Raw genomic sequence first — 19036 nt, forward strand, 5'->3', positions numbered from 1 at the left:
TTCAATCACTCTTTATTTTTCCACTAAGTTTCCAAGAGCAAAAGCCACCAAAGCAGGCAATGCCCATCCCAATTGAGATGCTCGTAAGGGAATCCATTGGGTAAACGGCGCAATGGTTTCGGCGTAGCCAAGACTCCCTAAAAAGTCAGGGATGCTAAATATAATGGTAGTAATGACCACCCATCGGAAAACCTTGGCGGAAGTCCATTGTTCAGGCAGCACGTTTAATAAGATCAAAACAATGGTGATGGGGTAAATGAACATTAGAGCAGGTAGGGCCACTGCAATAATATAACCTACATTGAACTGACCTACCAGAACTCCCAAGGCGCAACCAACAAGTGCGGTTATACGATAGGCCAACACAGAATCATCGAATCTTCCTTTGATAAAGTCAGCGGTTCCTGTTACAATTCCGACAGCTGTGGTAAAACAGGCCAAACTCACCAAAAGGCTCAGCAGGTATGTGGCTTGGTTTCCCAAAGTTTGTATGCTGATGCTGTTTAAAAGTGACGTTCTGGAAATAGCGGCATCAAAAGAATCGCTGAACAGGGCTCCGGTTAAAATGAGTCCGGCATAAACAGCAAACAAACCAAGTCCTGCCCAGATACCTGCTTTGCCGATAAGGCTTTTTTTAACTTCGTAAGAGGCGGTCTTTTCTTTAAGATTGATGGAAATTATAATCACACCACCGACAACCACAGCGCCAATGGCATCAAAAGTTTGGTAACCTTCCAAAATACCATGTGTAAATGGACTTTTAAATTCTGAACTGCTAAAATTAAAATCCAAAGAAAAAATAGAAGCAATTACAATCAGAAGTAAAATAATGAGAATACCTGGGGTAAGGTACTTCCCTACTACATTCAAAATTTTAGATCGGTTGACCACAAAAATATAAACGAGTACAAAGTAAATGAGACTGGTAAGCAAGGATGATGAATCCCATAAAGGCTGTATGGCCATTTCATGTGTTACGGATGCAGTTCGGGGAGAAGGCAGAGCAATGGAAATGGCATAAACTACGTAACAATACACCAAACTGAAGGTAGGGGACACTTTTTTCCCAAAATCGAACATAGTGCCTTGTAGTTTGGCATGGGCCAAAATGCCCAAAATGGGAATCAAAACAGCAGAAATACAAAATCCAAGTGTGACCAACCACCACAAGTTTCCTGCCTTAAAACCCAATTGAGGGGGAAGAATTAGATTGCCCGCACCAAAAAAAAGAGAAAAAAGGGCAAAAGTTGTAATGGCAATCGATTTTTTGTTCATAAACTGTTGATAATTAATTTTCAATGCACTATATTTCGAAAGTGAAGTTTAACGAGAAATATTGACTTTTTATCGATATTGATGCATTTCATCGAAAATTATTATTTCGTGAATTTTTTTCAAAATAAAAAGTTATTAACAATCGTTCTCTAAATAACCGTTCAACCAAAACAAGACGTATAAAGCATAATTACAAGTAACTAATTTCGCATTTATCGATCCCCAAATCGTATCAATGCTTCCCCAAACGACAAGACCAAACTTATGAAAACTTCCTCAACGCAACATGGCAACAAAATCACTTCTCTTTTTTGCAATTTCTTTGGACATCATTATATAGTGTCCAAACATGTAACAAAACATATTAAGGAGTACAAATGTATCCACTGTCAAAAACAAGTGACCACGGATGCCAGCGGAAAGCTTTCTGAGCTAACTCCTCAAATGCAGGAAATCAACAGTACTTTAGAAGATATGTATCAAAAAAGAAAGAACAGAGTAATACACCAAGTAGCCTAATCTGTTCTTTTTTGTTTTAGGAAGAAATTTAAGGACCATCCCGGAAACCTAAGTTCGTACCTTATGCTATGCGTCGCGTGCCCCAAGACCATAAAGTGAAGTTGCGCTTAATTTTCGGGATTTTTTCTTTTAGTTAAGATGTAAATGAGTTCCACCCTTGGGCAGTAATCGGGATTTTGGTGTTTGCCCTTGTTATTAAATGTACTCCTTCGGATACATCAGTCATATGCCCAATAACAGTTAAATTGGGATTGCCCTTTATTTTTGGAAAGTCTTCCTGATCTATGGTAAATAGAAGTTCGTAATCCTCCCCGCCACTTAAAGCTACCATGGTAGCATCCATTTTAAACTCTTCACAAGTTGAAATTACTGTAGGATCCAATGGAATTTTATCTTCAAAAAGATTGCAGCCTACCTTGCTGTTTTTACATAAATGTAAAATTTCAGAAGAAAGTCCGTCACTAATGTCGATCATCGCGGTTGGTTGTACCTCCAGTTTTTGCAATAGTTCCACCATATCTTTTCGAGCCTCAGGTTTCAACTGCCGTTCCACGATATAGGAGTATGGTTCCAAATCGGGCTGACTGTTTGGGTTGACTTTAAAAACTTCTTTTTCGCGTTCCATGACTTGCAAACCTAGATAGGCGCCACCAAGATCTCCTGTAACTACCAACAAATTGTTGGCTTTGCTTCCATTTCTATATACAATATCTTTTTCATTTGCAATGCCAATGGCAGTAACGCTAATGATCATTCCTTTGGTAGAAGAGGTGGTATCCCCGCCAATAAGATCTACCTTGTACAAATCACAGGCGGTTTTCACTCCGACATAAAATTCTTCCAATGCTTCCAAGGGAAATCTATTGGATACGGCAATGGAAACAGTAACTTGAGTGGCCATTGCGTTCATCGCATAGATATCGGAAAGGTTTACAATCACGGATTTGTATCCCAAATGCTTTAGCGGCATATAACTGAGGTCAAAGTGAACTCCCTCAACAAGCATATCGGTGGAAACAATGGTCTTCTTTCCTTCAAAATCCAGCACAGCTGCATCATCACCAACCCCTTTTAAGGTAGATGGTTGTGCCAACTTGAAATTTTGAGTCAAGTGATCAATCAGGCCAAATTCGCCTAATTCTTCCAATGATGTACGTTGTGGGGTTTTATCTTCTAGCATTTGGCAAAAGTAAACAGGATAATTATAAATTGTATCTTTAGTAGAAACTTAAAATTGCTCTGAAATGTGGAAAACCAGTCTTTTTGCATTCTCTATTGCGTTCTTTTTTTTAGGATGTTCCAGTAGTGATGAAGATACCAATCCCATTGAAGATAATAATCAAGATGATGGGAGTGCCCAAAATATTGGCACAGGCAATGTAGCTCGAAGTTTCACCCCTTGTGATGGAGGGATGGCTTCCATTTATCCTTGCCAAGGATATGACCTTCTTTTTCAAATGGACCTAACCGCTTTTGATGGTGACGAGGGCAATGATATTTGGGGATGGACCGATACTGCTACAGGAAACGAATATGCTTTGGTGGGCTTAGATAATGGTACTGCGTTTGTTGATGTCACGGACACGGATAATCCAGTGTATTTGGGAAAATTAATGACAGCTACGGTAGCCAGCACCTGGCGCGACATCAAAGTTTATGGAGATTATGCCTTTATTGTCTCTGAAGCACAGAATCATGGAATACAAATTTTCGATTTGAAAACGCTCAGAAACGTCAACAATCCACCGCAACTTTTTACTGCGGATACTCGCTATACTGGAATTGGAAATGCGCATAACATCGTTATCAATGAAGAGATGGGTTTTGCTTATGCAGTTGGTACGGCAAGGAGTGATGAGTTTAATGGTGGGGTGCATTTTATCAATATCCAAAACCCTACTAATCCAACTGGCGTTGGGGGTTATGGAACTAATGGATACACGCATGACGCACAAGTGGTCACATACAATGGTCCAGATACAGATTACACGGGGAGGGAGATTTTCATTGGATCCAATGAAAATCAAATTGCCATTGCTGATATCACGGATAAAGACAACCCAACAGAAATCGCAACATTGACCTATTCCAACACCGGTTACACGCATCAAGGTTGGTTTACGGAAGATCATCGTTATTTTATGCTCGGGGATGAGTTGGATGAAACCAGTTTTGGTTTCAATTCAAGAACACTCATCTTTGATTTTACCGATTTGGACAATCCAAATCTGCATACCACTTACCTAGGACCAACGGCAGCCATTGATCACAACGGTTATGTTGTGGGGGATGAGTTTTTTCTGGCCAATTACACTGCTGGAATGCGAGTGCTGGACATTTCGGATATTGCGAATGAAAACATTTCCGAAACCGCATTTTTTGACTCTTATCCGTCCAATAACACAGCTGGGTTTAATGGAGTTTGGAGTGTTTATCCCTTTTTCGAAAGCGGAAAAATCTTGATCAATGATATCAACTCAGGCTTGTTTGTGGTTCAAAAATCCAATTAGGGCTATGAAAAGGGTACTATTGTTTTTATGGGTGATGACTTTTTGGTCATGTTCTGAAGATGATGATTCATCAACAGATACTATGAATGAAGTCACTTTTTTGGGAGAAGTGGATTGGATAAAAACCTATGGTGGAAGCGGGGAGGACACGGCACAATCTGTAATCCAAACCTCAGATGGGGGCTATGCAATTTTGGGTTACAGCAATAGTATTGATGGAGACTTGGCATCAAAAACCATGGAAGTGAACGATTATTGGCTCCTTAAACTGGATGTTGACGGAACATTGCAATGGAGTAAAACCTACGGAGGCAGTAAGGATGACAAAGGCCAATCTGTAATTCAGACAACTGATGGAGGCTATGCGATTGTTGGTTATGCCATGAGTGATGATGGAGACGGGAGCAACAATGAGGGGTTTCATGACAATTGGATTTTGCGCTTGGATGCATCTGGAAATATTCTTTGGGAAAAGAGCTTTGGATTTGCAGGACATGACCACTCTTATGATGTTATTCAAACCGATGATGGAGGCTTTTTCTTTGCTGGATTTCTTGATGTTACCTTGTCCAACGGTGAGGGAAATTTTGGAAAGGGTACTTCACTTACTGCGCATGGCGTTGGTGAATTTTGGGGTACCCGTTTAAATGCCAATGGCAATTTGCAGTGGAGGCGATATTTTGGAGGCACTAACAACGATCGTGCCCATGGCGTGGTGCAAGCAGATGATGGAGGGTTTGTAATGGCTGGTTTTTCTGAAAGTGATGATTTTGACATTTCCAACACTAAGGGAAGTTATGATTTCTGGGTGGTGAAAGTGGATGGAAAAGGCAACATGCTTTGGGAAAAGTCTTTTGGAGGAACCGGAATAGAGATTTCTTATGATATCGTAAAGACCCAAGATGGAGACTATGCCATTGTGGGGAATACCTTTAGTACAGATGCAGATGTATCAAGAAACAATGGGGAGTCTGATGTTTGGCTCATCAAAATTGATGATAAAGGCAATTTGTTGTGGGAAAAGACTTTTGGAGGGATAGGTTTTGATGCTGCCCGAGGATTGAGTACCACATCGGATGGAGGGTTTGTGCTGGCGGGGAACTCTAAAAGCTCAGATGGGGATGCTTCAGGAAACCATGGCGAAAATGACCTATGGGTTATTAAAACAGATGCTTCAGGAAAACTTGTCTATCAACAATCTTTTGGAGGTTCGGGTCTTGATTTTGGCTTTGATGTCATAGAAGATTCAGATGGTGCTCTAGTACTCGTTGGCGAGGCTGCAAGTGATGACTTTTTGGAGTTGGAGCACAAAGGATTGACCGACTTGGTCGTTATCAAAATAAAATAGTCCTGCCATCCATAGAAAACTCTTATGGAAACATTCGTTATTATAATGTTAGGGAACATGGAAAAACTCTACTAATAAAGTATATTTGTAGGCTATTTAGAACAAATCCAGTTAAATATGATTAAAGTTTCGGAAACTGCAAAACAAAAAGTAGTGTCGCTCATGACCGAAGAAGGTTTTGATGCTACAACGGATTTTGTACGTGTTGGAGTAAAAAGTGGAGGTTGTAGTGGATTGTCCTATGAGTTGAACTTTGATAAAACCGCCTCAGATTCAGATAAGGTTTTTGAGGATAATGCCGTAAGAATCATTGTTGATAAGAAGAGCTTTTTATACTTAGTGGGTACAACACTGGAGTATTCTGGAGGTTTGAACGGGAAGGGATTTGTATTCAATAATCCCAATGCCCAAAGAACCTGTGGATGTGGAGAAAGCTTTTCGCTTTGATTCAAGATTGTTTATTGCCAATTGACTAACTGAGAACACATGGCTTACACAGAGGAAGAATTAAAAAAAGAACTGGAAACCAAAGAATACGAGTATGGTTTCTATACCGATATTGAGTCGGATACCCTTCCCAAAGGGTTGAACGAAGATATTGTTATTGCTATTTCCAAGAAAAAGCAAGAGCCAGCATGGATGACCGAATGGCGGTTGGAGGCCTTCAGGGTATGGAAGGAAATGGAAGAGCCGGAATGGGCCAACGTAACTTACCAAAAACCGAACTTTCAAGATATCTCTTACTATTCCGCACCCAACAAAAAACCCAAATACAATAGTTTGGATGAAGTTGATCCAGAATTGTTGGAAACTTTCAAAAAGTTGGGCATCTCCGTGGACGAACAAAAAAAGCTGACAGGAGTTGCTGTGGATATTGTTATGGATTCCGTTTCGGTAGCTACCACCTTTAAAAAAACACTTGCGGAAAAAGGAATTATTTTCTGCTCCATTTCTGAAGCAATCCAGGAACATCCAGAATTGGTCCAGAAATATATTGGCTCCGTGGTGCCGCAAAAAGACAATTTTTATGCCGCATTGAATTCGGCGGTCTTTTCTGATGGATCCTTTTGCTACATTCCCAAAGGCGTACGTTGCCCTATGGAATTGTCCACGTATTTCCGAATCAATCAAGCAGGGACAGGACAATTTGAACGCACCTTGGTCATTGCTGATGAGGGAAGTTATGTTAGCTATTTGGAAGGCTGTACCGCTCCATCCCGAGATGAAAACCAATTGCACGCAGCTGTAGTTGAACTCATTGCTTTGGACAATGCCGAAATCAAATATTCAACGGTACAGAACTGGTTCCCTGGTGATAAGGAAGGCAAGGGAGGGGTTTTCAATTTTGTGACCAAAAGAGGATTATGTGAGAAAAACGCGAAGATTTCTTGGACGCAGGTTGAAACTGGATCGGCAGTTACTTGGAAATATCCATCTTGCGTTTTGAAAGGGGATAATTCCATTGGCGAATTCTATTCCATTGCGGTCACCAATAACTTTCAGCAAGCAGATACTGGGACCAAGATGATTCACTTGGGCAAAAACACCAAGAGCACCATTATCTCCAAAGGAATTTCAGCAGGGCAGTCGCAAAATAGTTACAGAGGTCTGGTACAGGTGAACAGTAGGGCAGAAAATGCCAGAAACTTTTCGCAATGTGATTCTTTGTTGATGGGGAATCGATGTGGCGCACATACTTTCCCTTATATAGAAGCAAAAAATAAAACTGCACAAATAGAGCACGAGGCTACCACAAGTAAAATTGGGGAGGATCAGATTTTTTATTGCAACCAGCGAGGCATTGATACCGAAAAGGCCATTGCCCTTATCGTTAATGGATTTAGCAAGGAAGTCTTGAACAAATTGCCCATGGAATTTGCAGTGGAAGCACAAAAATTATTGGAAATAAGCCTAGAAGGTTCAGTAGGATAATAAACAATACTTAAATCTGCATCTGAGCAGTCAATCATAGATCATGTTAGAAATTAAAGATTTACACGCAAGCGTAGAGGATAAAAAGATACTCAAGGGAATCAACCTTCAAGTAAACCCAGGAGAAGTACATGCTATTATGGGACCCAATGGTTCTGGAAAAAGTACTTTGGCATCCGTTATTGCAGGAAAAGAGGATTTTGAAATCAAAAAAGGGAACATTTCCTTGGAAGGTGAGGATTTGGAAGAATTGGCGCCAGAAGAAAGAGCCCATAAAGGGATTTTCCTTTCCTTTCAATACCCAGTGGAGATTCCAGGGGTTTCCGTGACCAACTTCATGAAAACGGCCATCAACGAATCCAGAAAAGCAAGAGGCTTGGAGGATATGCCCGCCAATCAAATGTTGAAACTGATTCGTGAGAAATCCGAATTGTTGGAAATAGACCGCAAGTTTTTGTCGCGTTCCTTGAACGAAGGTTTTTCAGGAGGTGAGAAAAAACGAAACGAAATATTTCAAATGGCCATGATGGAACCTAAATTGGCCATCTTGGATGAAACCGATTCCGGGTTGGATATTGATGCACTTCGCATTGTGGCCAATGGAGTCAACAAATTAAGAAACAAGGACAACGCCATTATAGTGATCACACACTACCAAAGATTGTTGGAATATATTGTTCCTGACTTTGTACATGTGCTCCATGATGGAAAGATTGTAAAATCTGGCACCAAGGAATTGGCTTTGGAACTGGAGGAAAAAGGATACGATTGGATCAAGCAGGAAACTGTAGCTTAAGTATTGGCAGATGGATTTAAAAGATAAATTACTCTCATCTTTTTTGGCATTTGAAAACACAGTGGACTTGGATAATCCGGTTCATGAGGTTCGTTCAGAAGCTATTAAAAACTTTGAGACCAAAGGTTTCCCTTCCAAAAAAGAGGAAGCTTGGAAGTACACCTCGCTGAACAACCTTCAGAAAGTGGACTTTAGTATTTTTCCAAAACAGGAAAGTGCTTTGGATTATAAGGACATTAAAAAGTACTTTATTCATGAAATAGACACCTATAAGATTGTCTTTGTGGATGGAGTCTACAGCTCCTATCTATCAGAAACAACCCATGATGGTGTTGATGTTTGTTTGATGAGTTCCGCTTTCAGCAAACCTATGTACAGACAGGTAATCGATGTGTATTTCAATAAAGTGGCATCTAAAGATGAATCGCTGACCACATTGAATACCGCCTTTAGTAAAGAAGGTGCGTACATCTATATTCCGAAGAACAAAATGCCTAAAAAGCCTATTCAAATTTTGCATTTGGCTACGGGTAATGAAGCCGCCTTGATGCTTCAACCTCGTAATTTGATCGTGGCCGAAGAAAATGCAGAAGTACAGATTATTGAGCGTCATCAAAGTTTGACCGAAAACGAGGTCTTTACCAATTCCGTGACCGAGATATTTGCAGCCAAAGATGCCCATGTGGATTATTACAAGGTGCAAAATGATTCTGATACCGCTTCCTTGGTGGACAACACCTACATATCACAAAAGGACAATAGTGTGGTGAAGGTGCACACCTTTTCATTTGGAGGAAAACTGACCCGGAACAATTTGAATTTCTATCAGAATGGCGAACGAATAGATTCCACGCTTAAGGGGGTAACTATTTTGGGCGAAAAGCAACACGTAGATCATCATACCTTGGTGCACCATGCACAACCCAATTGTGAAAGCCACCAAGATTATAAAGGAATTTTTGGGGAGAAATCCACAGGGGTTTTCAACGGGAAAATTATTGTGGACAAGATTGCTCAAAAAACCAATGCCTTTCAGCAGAACAATAACATATTGATCAGTGATAAGGCTACCATCAATACAAAACCACAATTGGAGATTTTTGCAGATGATGTAAAATGTTCCCACGGATGTACTATTGGCCAGTTGGATGAAGACGCGTTGTTCTACTTAAGATCTAGAGGGATTCCTAAAAAAGAGGCCACTGCATTGTTGATGTACGCTTTTGCCAACAACGTGTTGGAAAGTGTTCGTATTCCTGAGTTGAAGGCAAGAATCAATAAGATTATTGCCAGCAAGTTGGGAGTTCGTGTAGGCTTTGAGTTATAGTCCTCCAATCTCACCCTAAAAGGGAATACATGTTACAGACCTCTTTTGATATAGATACGATACGAAAGGACTTCCCTATCCTAAACCGGGAGGTGAATGGACAACCATTGGTGTATTTGGACAATGCAGCCACGTCGCAAACACCCAGACAGGTAATTGACACCATTGTGGATTATTATGAGGGATACAATGCCAATATCCATCGCGGAGTGCACAGTCTTTCGCAAGAGGCCACGGATGCCTACGAAATTGCCCGAAAAAAAATTCAGGAACATTTCAACATTGGACATTCCCATGAGGTGATCTTTACCTCTGGAACCACCCATAGTATCAATTTGGTGGCCACAGGGTTTACCTCCTTTCTAAAGAAAGGAGACGAGGTTTTGGTGTCGGCCATGGAACACCATTCCAATATTGTGCCTTGGCAAATGCTCTGCGAACGTACAGGTGCCATCCTAAAAGTTATTCCGATGAACTTGCAAGGTGAATTGGAGATGGATGCTTACCATCAATTACTTTCCGAAAAAACCAAGTTGGTATTCTGTAACCATGTTTCCAATGCGTTGGGGACCATTAATCCCATAAAGGAAATAATTGATGCTGCCCATAGAGTGGGTGCCGCCGTTTTAATTGATGGCGCGCAGGCGGCAGCTCATATCAAACCAGATTTAAAGGCACTGGATGTTGATTTTTATACCGTTTCAGCACATAAAATGTGTGGTCCTACGGGTGTAGGGATATTGTATGGCAAGGAAGAATGGCTCAAAAAATTACCACCTTACCAAGGAGGCGGAGAAATGATTGCGGAGGTCACTTTTGAAAAGACTACCTATGCAGACCTCCCCCATAAATTTGAAGCAGGAACTCCCAACATTTGCGGCGGAATTGCTTTTGGAGCTGCTTTGGATTATATGAATTCCATTGGTTTCGATGTCATTGCCCAATATGAAGATGAACTGATTCAATATGCTACAGCACAGTTACTTTCTATTGAAGGGTTAAGAATTTACGGAACCGCAACGCACAAAACTTCAGTTATTTCCTTTAATATAGATGGAATCCATCCATATGATATAGGAACAATTCTGGATAAACTGGGGATAGCTGTCAGAACCGGGCACCATTGCGCACAACCCATCATGGATTTTTACCAAATTCCTGGAACAGTTAGAGCCAGTTTTAGCTTTTACAATACTAAGGAAGAAGTGGATACATTGGTCGAAGGTGTAAAAAGAGCCAAGAACATGCTGCTGTAATACGGTAGTTATCTTTATCTTAAAGACTTGATAGGCATTCATCCGAATTGTATTTTTGAACAAAATTGAGATATGACCATACCAGAAATACAAGAAGAAATAGTGGATGAGTTTTCCATGTTCGATGATTGGATGCAACGTTATGAATACATGATTGAGCTTGGAAAATCCCTTCCATTGATTGATGATCAGCACAAAACTGATGACAATCTTATTAAAGGTTGCCAAAGTAAGGTATGGGTGCATGCTGAATTGGATAACGACAAATTGGTTTTTACAGCGGATAGCGATGCCATTATTACCAAAGGTATCATAGCTATATTGATCAGGACCTTTAGTAACCAGAAGCCACAAGATATTATTGATGCCGATACGGACTTTATTGATGAGGTTGGGCTTAAAGAGCACTTGTCACCAACACGGGCCAATGGTTTGGTAAGTATGGTAAAGCAGCTAAAACTGTATGCGGTGGCCTATCAAACACAATTAAACTAGAAAAATGAGCGAAGAAATTACCATAGATACACAAGAACTGGGAGAAAAAATAGTAAGGGTATTGAAGACGATTTATGACCCCGAAATCCCTGTGGATATATATGAATTGGGTCTTATTTACGATGTTTTTGTAAATGAGAATAACGACGTAAAGATTTTAATGACTTTGACTTCACCCAATTGTCCCGTGGCCGAAACTTTGCCCGTTGAGGTAGAAGAAAAAGTCAAATCCTTGGATGAGCTCAATGATGTGGAGGTTGAAATCACCTTTGATCCACCTTGGACGCAAGAATTGATGAGTGAGGAAGCGAAATTGGAACTGGGACTATTATAATAGATGTTAGACTTTAGTGTTGAGTATTGAGAAAATCTCAATACTCAAATCTCAATACTCAAATCTGATGGATGAAATCGTAAATAGAGTTGCCCAAAGTAAACTGGTCACATTTGATTTGGAGGAGTTATATCCCGAAGGTCAAAGAATAACCTTGGACATTAAGGATTGGCTTTATGAAGGTATCATTCTAAAAGAAAAAGATTTCAGAAAATATGTTGATGAACAGGATTGGTCCGCTTACCAAAATACCTATGTAGCCCTGTATTGTTCAACAGATGCCATAATTCCGGGTTGGGCGTTCATGCTGGTGGCTTCCAGATTAAATCCCTTTGTTAAAAAAGTGGTGGTTGGAAATATGGAAGATTTAGAAACTGCCATCTATCAAGAACTTTTGAATAGTCTGGATACCGCTCCATTTGCTGATAAGCCTGTAATTATAAAAGGTTGTTCCAACAAACCAGTTCCAGAGAATGCCTATATCATGGCAATGTCCAAAATACAGCAAGTAGCTAAAAGTGTCATGTATGGAGAGGCCTGTTCATCTGTTCCTTTGTTCAAGAGAAAATAACCCCATATTTTAAGTGTGACATTTCATATTTTTGGTGTCTCAACACTAAACTCTCTACTATGAAAAAACTGAGTATTGTTATTGCCCTGATTACATTCACTTTCAATTCAGCTTGGGCGCAGACCGAGGAAGAATTGAAGGCACAGATGGCGCCAAAGAAAGATTCCATTGCCGCCATTCAAGCAAGGGTTGATGCCCTTCAAGCACAGTTAGATGCCCTGCCTGGGTGGAAAGTTGGTGCTTTTGGTACTATTGGAGGAAGTATTTCTGAGTTCAATAACTGGTTTGCCCAAGGCATTCCAAATAACTCTTCTGGAACTATTGGTTTTACGGTGAATGCGTTTGCCAATCAACAAGAGGAAAAATTCTTTTGGAGAAATGCGGCCAATATCAACTTAAATTGGGTGAAATTGGATGATCAGGATGATCCCAATGATGAATCTGGATTCCGTGAGGCCACGGATGTATTCAATATTTCTTCGCTATATGGAAGAAAATTGAGCGACAAATTTGCTGTTTCCACTTTAGGAGAATATCGAACCACAATTTTGAGCAACTTCAATGACCCGGGTTATTTAGATTTGGGTATTGGGGCTACATGGACTCCGATTACCGATTTGGTTGTGGTGGTTCACCCGCTTAACTACAATTTTGTGTTCAGTAGTGAGGATACCATTTTTGAATCTTCACTGGGAGCAAAAATAGTTGCCGATTACACCAAGAAGATAGGAGCGGTGAATTTTAAGAGTAACCTTTCCATGTTCCAAAGTTACAAGAGCGGTGATTTGAGCAATTGGACCTGGACCAACTCCTTTGCCTATACCTTATGGAAAATGATAGGGGTAGGGTTTGATTTTGGTTTGAGAAATAACAAACAGGAGACCTTGAACTATATTGTGAACAATGCTCCGACCCCAGACCCAAATGCTACGTTCGATACTATTGATAACGAATTACAAACCTATTGGACATTGGGCTTGAGCTATTCGTTCTAGAAATTTGAAAAAACCAAACAAAAAAGCCCTCGTTTTGCGAGGGCTTTTTTATGGGGTTAAATTATGATTTGAGGTTGTTTTTAAGGCCATGGTCTAAGTAGGTTAGGTCCATGAAAGACTCGGCGAGACACTAAGACTTAAAAACAGTATGAAAATAGGTTTTCTGTGGTTAGAGCTTAAATTTTTGTTGTGAATCCACAAAAAGTTGTGGTAGAAAAAGTTAAGCACTACCGTTTATCGACAAAGTGAACAGATGGTCTGATGATTCGATTTAGTACTGATCTAGATGTTCTGGATATAAAAAGTTATTATAAGGGAAACGAGTTACATGAATGTCGCGTACCTCATCGTACACTCGCTTCCTAAATTCATCCAGATTTTCTTTGTTCAGAGCTGAAATGAATAGTGCTCTGTCACCTATTTTATTGAACCAGGTATTTTTCCATTCTTCAATGGTAAAATGTGCCTTGGTATGTTCTGTTACCAAATCATCTTCAGCAATAGTCTCTGGTCGGTACTGATCTATTTTATTAAAAACCATGATCGTTTTTTTATCAGCACTTTTAATTTCATCCAGAATCTTGTTCACAGAGTCAATATGCTCTTCAAAATTGGGATGCGAAATATCTACTACGTGTAATAACAGGTCAGCCTCCCTTACCTCATCCAAGGTGCTTTTAAAACTTTCCACCAATTGTGTCGGCAATTTTCTAATAAAACCTACCGTATCACTCAAAAGAAAAGGAAGGTTGCCTATGACCACTTTTCTAACTGTAGTGTCTAAGGTGGCGAACAACTTATTTTCGGCGAAAACCTCGCTCTTGCTAATGACATTCATTAAGGTAGATTTGCCTACATTGGTATACCCCACCAAGGCTACTCTTACCAGCGCACCTCTATTGCCACGCTGGGTCTCCATTTGGCGGTCAATTTTTGTAAGCTTTCTTTTAAGAAGCGCAATACGATCACGAACAATACGTCTATCCGTTTCAATTTCCGTTTCACCTGGACCACGCATTCCAATACCCCCTCGTTGGCGCTCCAAGTGAGTCCACAGTCCGGTCAAGCGTGGGAGTAGGTATTCGTATTGTGCCAATTCTACCTGAGTTCTCGCATAACTGGTCTGGGCACGCTGGGCAAAAATATCAAGGATAAGACTGGTCCTATCCAAAATCTTACATCGCAAAAGTTTCTCAATATTATTTTGCTGCGCAGGAGAGAGTTCGTCATCAAAAATAACAGACCCAATTTCATTGGCCTTTACGTAGCGTTGTACTTCTTCCATTTTCCCGCTTCCTATATAGGTTTTGGGATTGGGTACTTCAACACGTTGGGTGAATCTTTTTTCAACCTCGCCACCGGCGGTATAGGTCAAAAACTCGAGCTCATCCAAATATTCATTTACTTTGTCCTCATTTTGATCCTTATTGATAACTCCAATAAGCACCGTCTTTTCATATTCTATGGCTTTCTTCTCTAGCATTGAATCAATTAATGTGCAAATCTAATCAATGTTTTGGAAGGCTTTTTTACTTTGGATTTTATATATTGAAAAAACACTAAACCATTTACAAATTGCATAGCAAGGAAAACAGATACACCATAGCTTTTTATAATCTCGAAAATTTTTTTGATACCAAGGATGACCCGCATACTTTGGATGATGATTTTACTCCGGATGGGTTCAAAAAATGGAACGAGTCAAAGTTTAGAAGAAAAGTCAAAAAAATTGGAAAGACCATCTCACGTATCGGACTTGAGGAGACTAAAAAGCTTCCAATATTGGTGGGTCTTGCCGAGGTGGAGAATAAGATTGTTATTCAGAAATTGCTCAAAAGTAAATCGCTTCGGAATGAAGATTATGGATTTGTTCATTTTGATTCTCCAGATGAACGTGGCATCGACACTGCACTGATCTTCCACAAAAAGCACTTTGCTGTGCTCGAATCTGAAACCATTCCCTTGCTGATTGAAAACGAAGATGGGGTAAGGGATTTTACCAGAGATATTTTATATGTAAAGGGAAAATTGCATCAAGAAGTGGTGCATGTATTCGTAAACCATTGGCCATCTAGAAGGGATGGAGCTGAAGAAACCAGTTATAAAAGAATAAAAGCGGCACAGACCATTCTTCAAAAATTACAGGTTGTTGGTGAAGATTCGCTCAACTGCATTATTATGGGGGATTTTAACGATGACCCAAATTCTTCAAGTATACAATCGTTGATGGCCACTGGAGCTTTTATCAACCCTATGCAAAAGTTACTTTCTCCTGTGTCTGGAAGTGCCAATTACAAAGGCATCTGGAGTCTCTTCGACCAGATTTTGATTTCGCACTCTTTTTTAAATTATGAAAAAGGAACACATAGTTTCAGAAAAGCCGAAGTATTTTCCCCAAGGTTCTTAAAAGAGTGGAAGGGCAGGTATAAAGGAAATCCGTTCAGAACATTTGCAGGAAAGAAATATTTGGGAGGTTATAGCGACCACTTTCCCGTTTATGCTGTGTTTGAGGAAAACCAATAATTTTCAAAGAAAAATACTACAAACAACAAAAAATTGCAGTTTCACAACAGCTGAAAACCTTCAACTGGGTAATTCATCGAAATAATAAGTGTTTTTATCGGGAATATAAGTTTTGAACATAAATTTGTAGTCCTAATCTTACTTATAAATAATCTATGGATTACAAATGGTCTTTCTTCAAGTTTAGGTTTTTTGCATTCCTCTTATTTTCCCTAATAGGATTTACAGCTGTTTTTGGTCAGTCCCAAACTGCCAAAGACCAAATCCGCAACAGCTATGATCAGCGTAAAATAGCTTCCATGATTCAGCAAATGGAACAAGAATATAAGGCCAATACCACTAAGATAACAAACACACTTAGATTTAAAGGTTGGAGTAAGACTGAAAAGCAAGAAGATGGCTCTATTATCGCTTTGAAACAAATGGGCACTGATGGCACTCCACTTTTTTATACTACATTAAATGATCCCTCAAATCAAGCTTGTAGAGCCCACACCTTATATGCTGACGGTGTTTTAGGATTGGGATTGAATGGAACAGGAATGGAAGTAGGGGTTTGGGATGCTGGAGTAGCACTCACTAGCCATCAAGAATTTGATATGCGTGCTACAAATGCAGATAATTCAGATGAGGTTGGTTCCCATTCCACCATGGTTACCGGTAATATAATTTCTTCTGGGGTTAAGCCAAATGCAAAAGGAGTAGCTTTTGGTGCTAAAGCATTGACCTATGATTGGACCCGTGACAAAATTGAGGTAGCTGAAGCAGCTGCCAACGGACTTTTGTTGAGCAACCATTCCTATGGCATAAAATCTGATCGTGTTCCCGATTGGTATTTTGGATCCTATATTAAGGTGTCTCAAGATTGGGACAAAATTATGTACAATGCACCCTATTATTTAATGGTCACCGCTGCGGGGAATGCACAGAAATCTTATGATAATGCCAGTCCAAATTTTGGAAAAACTGCAGATGGTTTTGATTTGTTGTTAGGGTTTGCAACTTCCAAAAATGGATTGACAATAGCCGGCGCAAACACCAAGATAGGGAGTATGGGCGAATTAAAAGAAGCTTCAGTTTCAGGGTATAGTAGTTTTGGGCCAATTGATGACGGACGCATAAAACCCGATTTGGCCGGTGATGGATCCAGTATTCTTTCCTCAACAAGCACATCAAACTCCAGTTATGAATCATCAGCAGGTACATCTATGGCAACGCCAGGAGTAACAGGTTCGTTATTATTGCTACAACAATACTATGAGGAATTATATGGCAGCTATATGAAAGCGGCTACGCTAAAAGGTTTGGCTTTGCACACTGCTGATGACGTAAATGCAAAAGGACCGGATTACAAAATGGGGTGGGGGATAATGAACACCAAAGTAGCCGCAGAAGTTCTCCAAAATAGAGATTATACCAGTTTGGTTAATGAAGAAACCCTTATAGATGGAGAAACGTTTTCAATTACTATCAAGGCCAAGGGCACTGAAACTTTGATGGCTTCCATTTCTTGGACCGATCCAGAAGGGGAATTCATCAATAGGGGAGAATTGAATGCAACTACTCCTGCATTGACCAATGACTTGGATATTAGAATCACTAAGAATGGTGAAACGTATGCGCCATGGAAATTAAATCCGGCCCAGGCTAGCAGTGCAGCAACCAGAGGTGACAATGTTGTAGATCCTTTTGAAAGAATAGAAATTGAAAATGCCAGTGGTGAATATACCATTACAGTTTCTCATAAAGGGTTTTTGAAAACGGGCATTCAAGATTTTTCCTTGATTGTAAGTGGAGCCCAAATCTCAATGTGTAGCATTGAAACACCATCTGATGTTGTATTGGCCTCTTCTGATGCGACCAGTACAACCATTTCTTGGGCCGAGGCACCTGAAACACTTTTTGAGGTGCAATACAAAGCTTTTAACGCAGACGTATGGCAAAGCACAATGCTTTGGGAGAATCAGTTTCAACTTACCAATTTAGAAACAGGTGCTTTTTATGAGGCTCGTGTCCGTTCCATTTGTACCGAAAATGCCGTATCCGAATTTTCAGAAACTATTGAATTTGAATTCAATGGAGTGGAAACCCAAATATACACCTATGAACCTTTGAGTTACTCTGAGGGATTGAAGGTAGAGGTGTATCCAAATCCAGCGGTGGAATACTTAAATATTGATTCCGCGCAACTATCAAGGGATGCAGCATATTCCATTGTCACCACTTCCGGTAATATAATTCGGAAAGGAAATCTTGAAGGTTCCATCAATGTTTCAAACCTTGCCTCTGGACTTTATGTTTTAGTGGTACAAGACTATTCTGGAATCAATAGTACTAAATTCTATAAAAATTAAACCGTGATTATTCAATCCAGCACAAGAATTATAAGTTATAGGATAAGAAATGCTAGGTTGGGTTTCAGATTACCAAGGCCCATCATACTTTTTTAATTTCTTCGTCTTCCAACAATTCTTCATTTTTCAGCCTTAGAAAAACCTGTGCCGTGGTGACCACATCCAATTCACAGTAAGAAACAATTCGGTCTAGATCTCCATCTACATAAAATACATCTTTAACCATACTTCCGTCCATATCTTCTTTTGGTGACGGAATCCCCAATACATGGGCCAATAGTTTTAATGAGGTATAGTGTTTAAAATCCCCAAATTTCCAAAGTTCCATGGTGTCTAAATGAGGCACCTCCCATGGTTTTTTTCCGAAGAGGTCTAATTTATAAGGAAGCGTGATTCCATTGATGACCATTCTTCTGGCAATATATGGAAAGTCGAATTCCTTTCCATTATGGGCACATAAAAGATGCTTGGTTTGATTAAAATGATCCAGCAAAAGTTGTTTGAAGTTTTTTAGAATTTTAGGTTCCTCACCATAAAATGAAGTAACCCTGAAATTCCTTTGTTCACCTTTAAAAGCAAAATAACCTACAGAAATGCAGATGATTTTTCCAAACTCGGCCCAGATTCCAGCCCGATCGTAAAATTCTGATGGCGTAAATTCATCTTTTCGTTGGTATTGGGACTTCTGTTCCCAGAGCAATTGGAAGGTTTCATCCAATGCTTCAAAATGTTGTTTTTGAGGTACAGTTTCAATATCCAGAAAAAGGATGTGCTCCAAGTGTATTTTTTTAATCATGTAAG

At 39.9% G+C, this 19036-nt stretch carries 18 protein-coding genes; 14 read left to right on the top strand and 4 right to left on the bottom strand.

The window, feature by feature from the left end; all coding sequences use genetic code 11:
* Nucleotides 1–12: 12 nt before the first annotated feature.
* Complete coding sequence (gene brnQ / locus HJC33_RS07070) at nt 13–1275, bottom strand: branched-chain amino acid transport system II carrier protein (RefSeq protein ID WP_171658111.1); 1263 nt, start codon at nt 1273–1275, stop codon at nt 13–15.
* Between the two features lie 264 nt (nt 1276–1539).
* On the opposite strand from brnQ, the gene HJC33_RS07075 reads away from it, so the two are divergent.
* Nucleotides 1540–1794, top strand: a complete 255-nt coding sequence (locus HJC33_RS07075) for a hypothetical protein (protein WP_171658112.1) — start codon at nt 1540–1542, stop codon at nt 1792–1794.
* A gap of 133 nt (nt 1795–1927) precedes the next feature.
* Here HJC33_RS07075 and thiL read toward each other — a convergent pair whose 3' ends face one another.
* Nucleotides 1928–2974: a thiamine-phosphate kinase gene (gene thiL / locus HJC33_RS07080; protein ID WP_171658113.1), complete on the bottom strand. Its 1047-nt coding sequence runs from the start codon at nt 2972–2974 to the stop codon at nt 1928–1930.
* A 64-nt stretch (nt 2975–3038) separates the two neighbouring features.
* On the opposite strand from thiL, the gene HJC33_RS07085 reads away from it, so the two are divergent.
* The 11 genes from HJC33_RS07085 (at nt 3039) to HJC33_RS07135 (ending at nt 13358) form a co-directional block, all read left to right on the top strand.
* Nucleotides 3039–4304, top strand: coding sequence for a choice-of-anchor B family protein (locus HJC33_RS07085; protein WP_171658114.1), 1266 nt, complete (start codon nt 3039–3041; stop codon nt 4302–4304).
* 4 nt (nt 4305–4308) lie between these two features.
* Complete coding sequence (locus HJC33_RS07090; RefSeq protein WP_171658115.1) at nt 4309–5652, top strand: hypothetical protein; 1344 nt, start codon at nt 4309–4311, stop codon at nt 5650–5652.
* Between the two features lie 117 nt (nt 5653–5769).
* Nucleotides 5770–6099: a HesB/IscA family protein gene (locus tag HJC33_RS07095; RefSeq protein ID WP_171658116.1), complete on the top strand. Its 330-nt coding sequence runs from the start codon at nt 5770–5772 to the stop codon at nt 6097–6099.
* A 39-nt stretch (nt 6100–6138) separates the two neighbouring features.
* A complete protein-coding gene (sufB, locus tag HJC33_RS07100) occupies nt 6139–7584 on the top strand; it encodes a Fe-S cluster assembly protein SufB (RefSeq protein WP_171658117.1) in 1446 nt (481 codons plus the stop codon).
* 43 nt (nt 7585–7627) lie between these two features.
* Entirely contained in the window at nt 7628–8380 is a 753-nt protein-coding gene (sufC, locus tag HJC33_RS07105) for a Fe-S cluster assembly ATPase SufC (protein WP_171658118.1), read from the top strand.
* A gap of 10 nt (nt 8381–8390) precedes the next feature.
* Nucleotides 8391–9707, top strand: a complete 1317-nt coding sequence (gene sufD / locus HJC33_RS07110; protein ID WP_171658119.1) for a Fe-S cluster assembly protein SufD — start codon at nt 8391–8393, stop codon at nt 9705–9707.
* Between the two features lie 29 nt (nt 9708–9736).
* Entirely contained in the window at nt 9737–10963 is a 1227-nt protein-coding gene (locus HJC33_RS07115) for an aminotransferase class V-fold PLP-dependent enzyme (protein ID WP_171658120.1), read from the top strand.
* Between the two features lie 72 nt (nt 10964–11035).
* Complete coding sequence (locus HJC33_RS07120; protein WP_171658121.1) at nt 11036–11458, top strand: SufE family protein; 423 nt, start codon at nt 11036–11038, stop codon at nt 11456–11458.
* 4 nt (nt 11459–11462) lie between these two features.
* Nucleotides 11463–11792, top strand: a complete 330-nt coding sequence (locus tag HJC33_RS07125) for a DUF59 domain-containing protein (protein ID WP_171658122.1) — start codon at nt 11463–11465, stop codon at nt 11790–11792.
* A gap of 67 nt (nt 11793–11859) precedes the next feature.
* Nucleotides 11860–12363: a DUF2480 family protein gene (locus tag HJC33_RS07130; protein ID WP_171658123.1), complete on the top strand. Its 504-nt coding sequence runs from the start codon at nt 11860–11862 to the stop codon at nt 12361–12363.
* Between the two features lie 59 nt (nt 12364–12422).
* Nucleotides 12423–13358, top strand: coding sequence for a DUF3078 domain-containing protein (locus HJC33_RS07135; RefSeq protein WP_171658124.1), 936 nt, complete (start codon nt 12423–12425; stop codon nt 13356–13358).
* Between the two features lie 271 nt (nt 13359–13629).
* Here the strand turns inward: HJC33_RS07135 and hflX are convergent, their stop codons facing one another.
* Nucleotides 13630–14841: a GTPase HflX gene (gene hflX / locus HJC33_RS07140; RefSeq protein WP_171658125.1), complete on the bottom strand. Its 1212-nt coding sequence runs from the start codon at nt 14839–14841 to the stop codon at nt 13630–13632.
* Nucleotides 14842–14933: 92 nt separating this feature from the next.
* Between hflX and HJC33_RS07145 the strand changes: the two genes are divergently transcribed.
* Both HJC33_RS07145 and HJC33_RS07150 read left to right on the top strand, forming a co-directional pair.
* Entirely contained in the window at nt 14934–15881 is a 948-nt protein-coding gene (locus tag HJC33_RS07145) for an endonuclease/exonuclease/phosphatase family protein (protein WP_216366662.1), read from the top strand.
* Nucleotides 15882–16036: 155 nt separating this feature from the next.
* Nucleotides 16037–18235: a S8 family serine peptidase gene (locus HJC33_RS07150; protein WP_171658126.1), complete on the top strand. Its 2199-nt coding sequence runs from the start codon at nt 16037–16039 to the stop codon at nt 18233–18235.
* Nucleotides 18236–18317: 82 nt separating this feature from the next.
* Here the strand turns inward: HJC33_RS07150 and HJC33_RS07155 are convergent, their stop codons facing one another.
* The gene (locus HJC33_RS07155) at nt 18318–19031 is read right to left on the bottom strand and encodes a 3'-5' exonuclease (protein WP_171658127.1); all 714 of its coding nucleotides are present in this window, start codon (nt 19029–19031) and stop codon (nt 18318–18320) included.
* Nucleotides 19032–19036: the final 5 nt, after the last annotated feature.

This window comes from Flagellimonas amphidinii, from assembly GCF_013090115.1.
GTDB lineage: Bacteria > Bacteroidota > Bacteroidia > Flavobacteriales > Flavobacteriaceae > Flagellimonas > Flagellimonas amphidinii.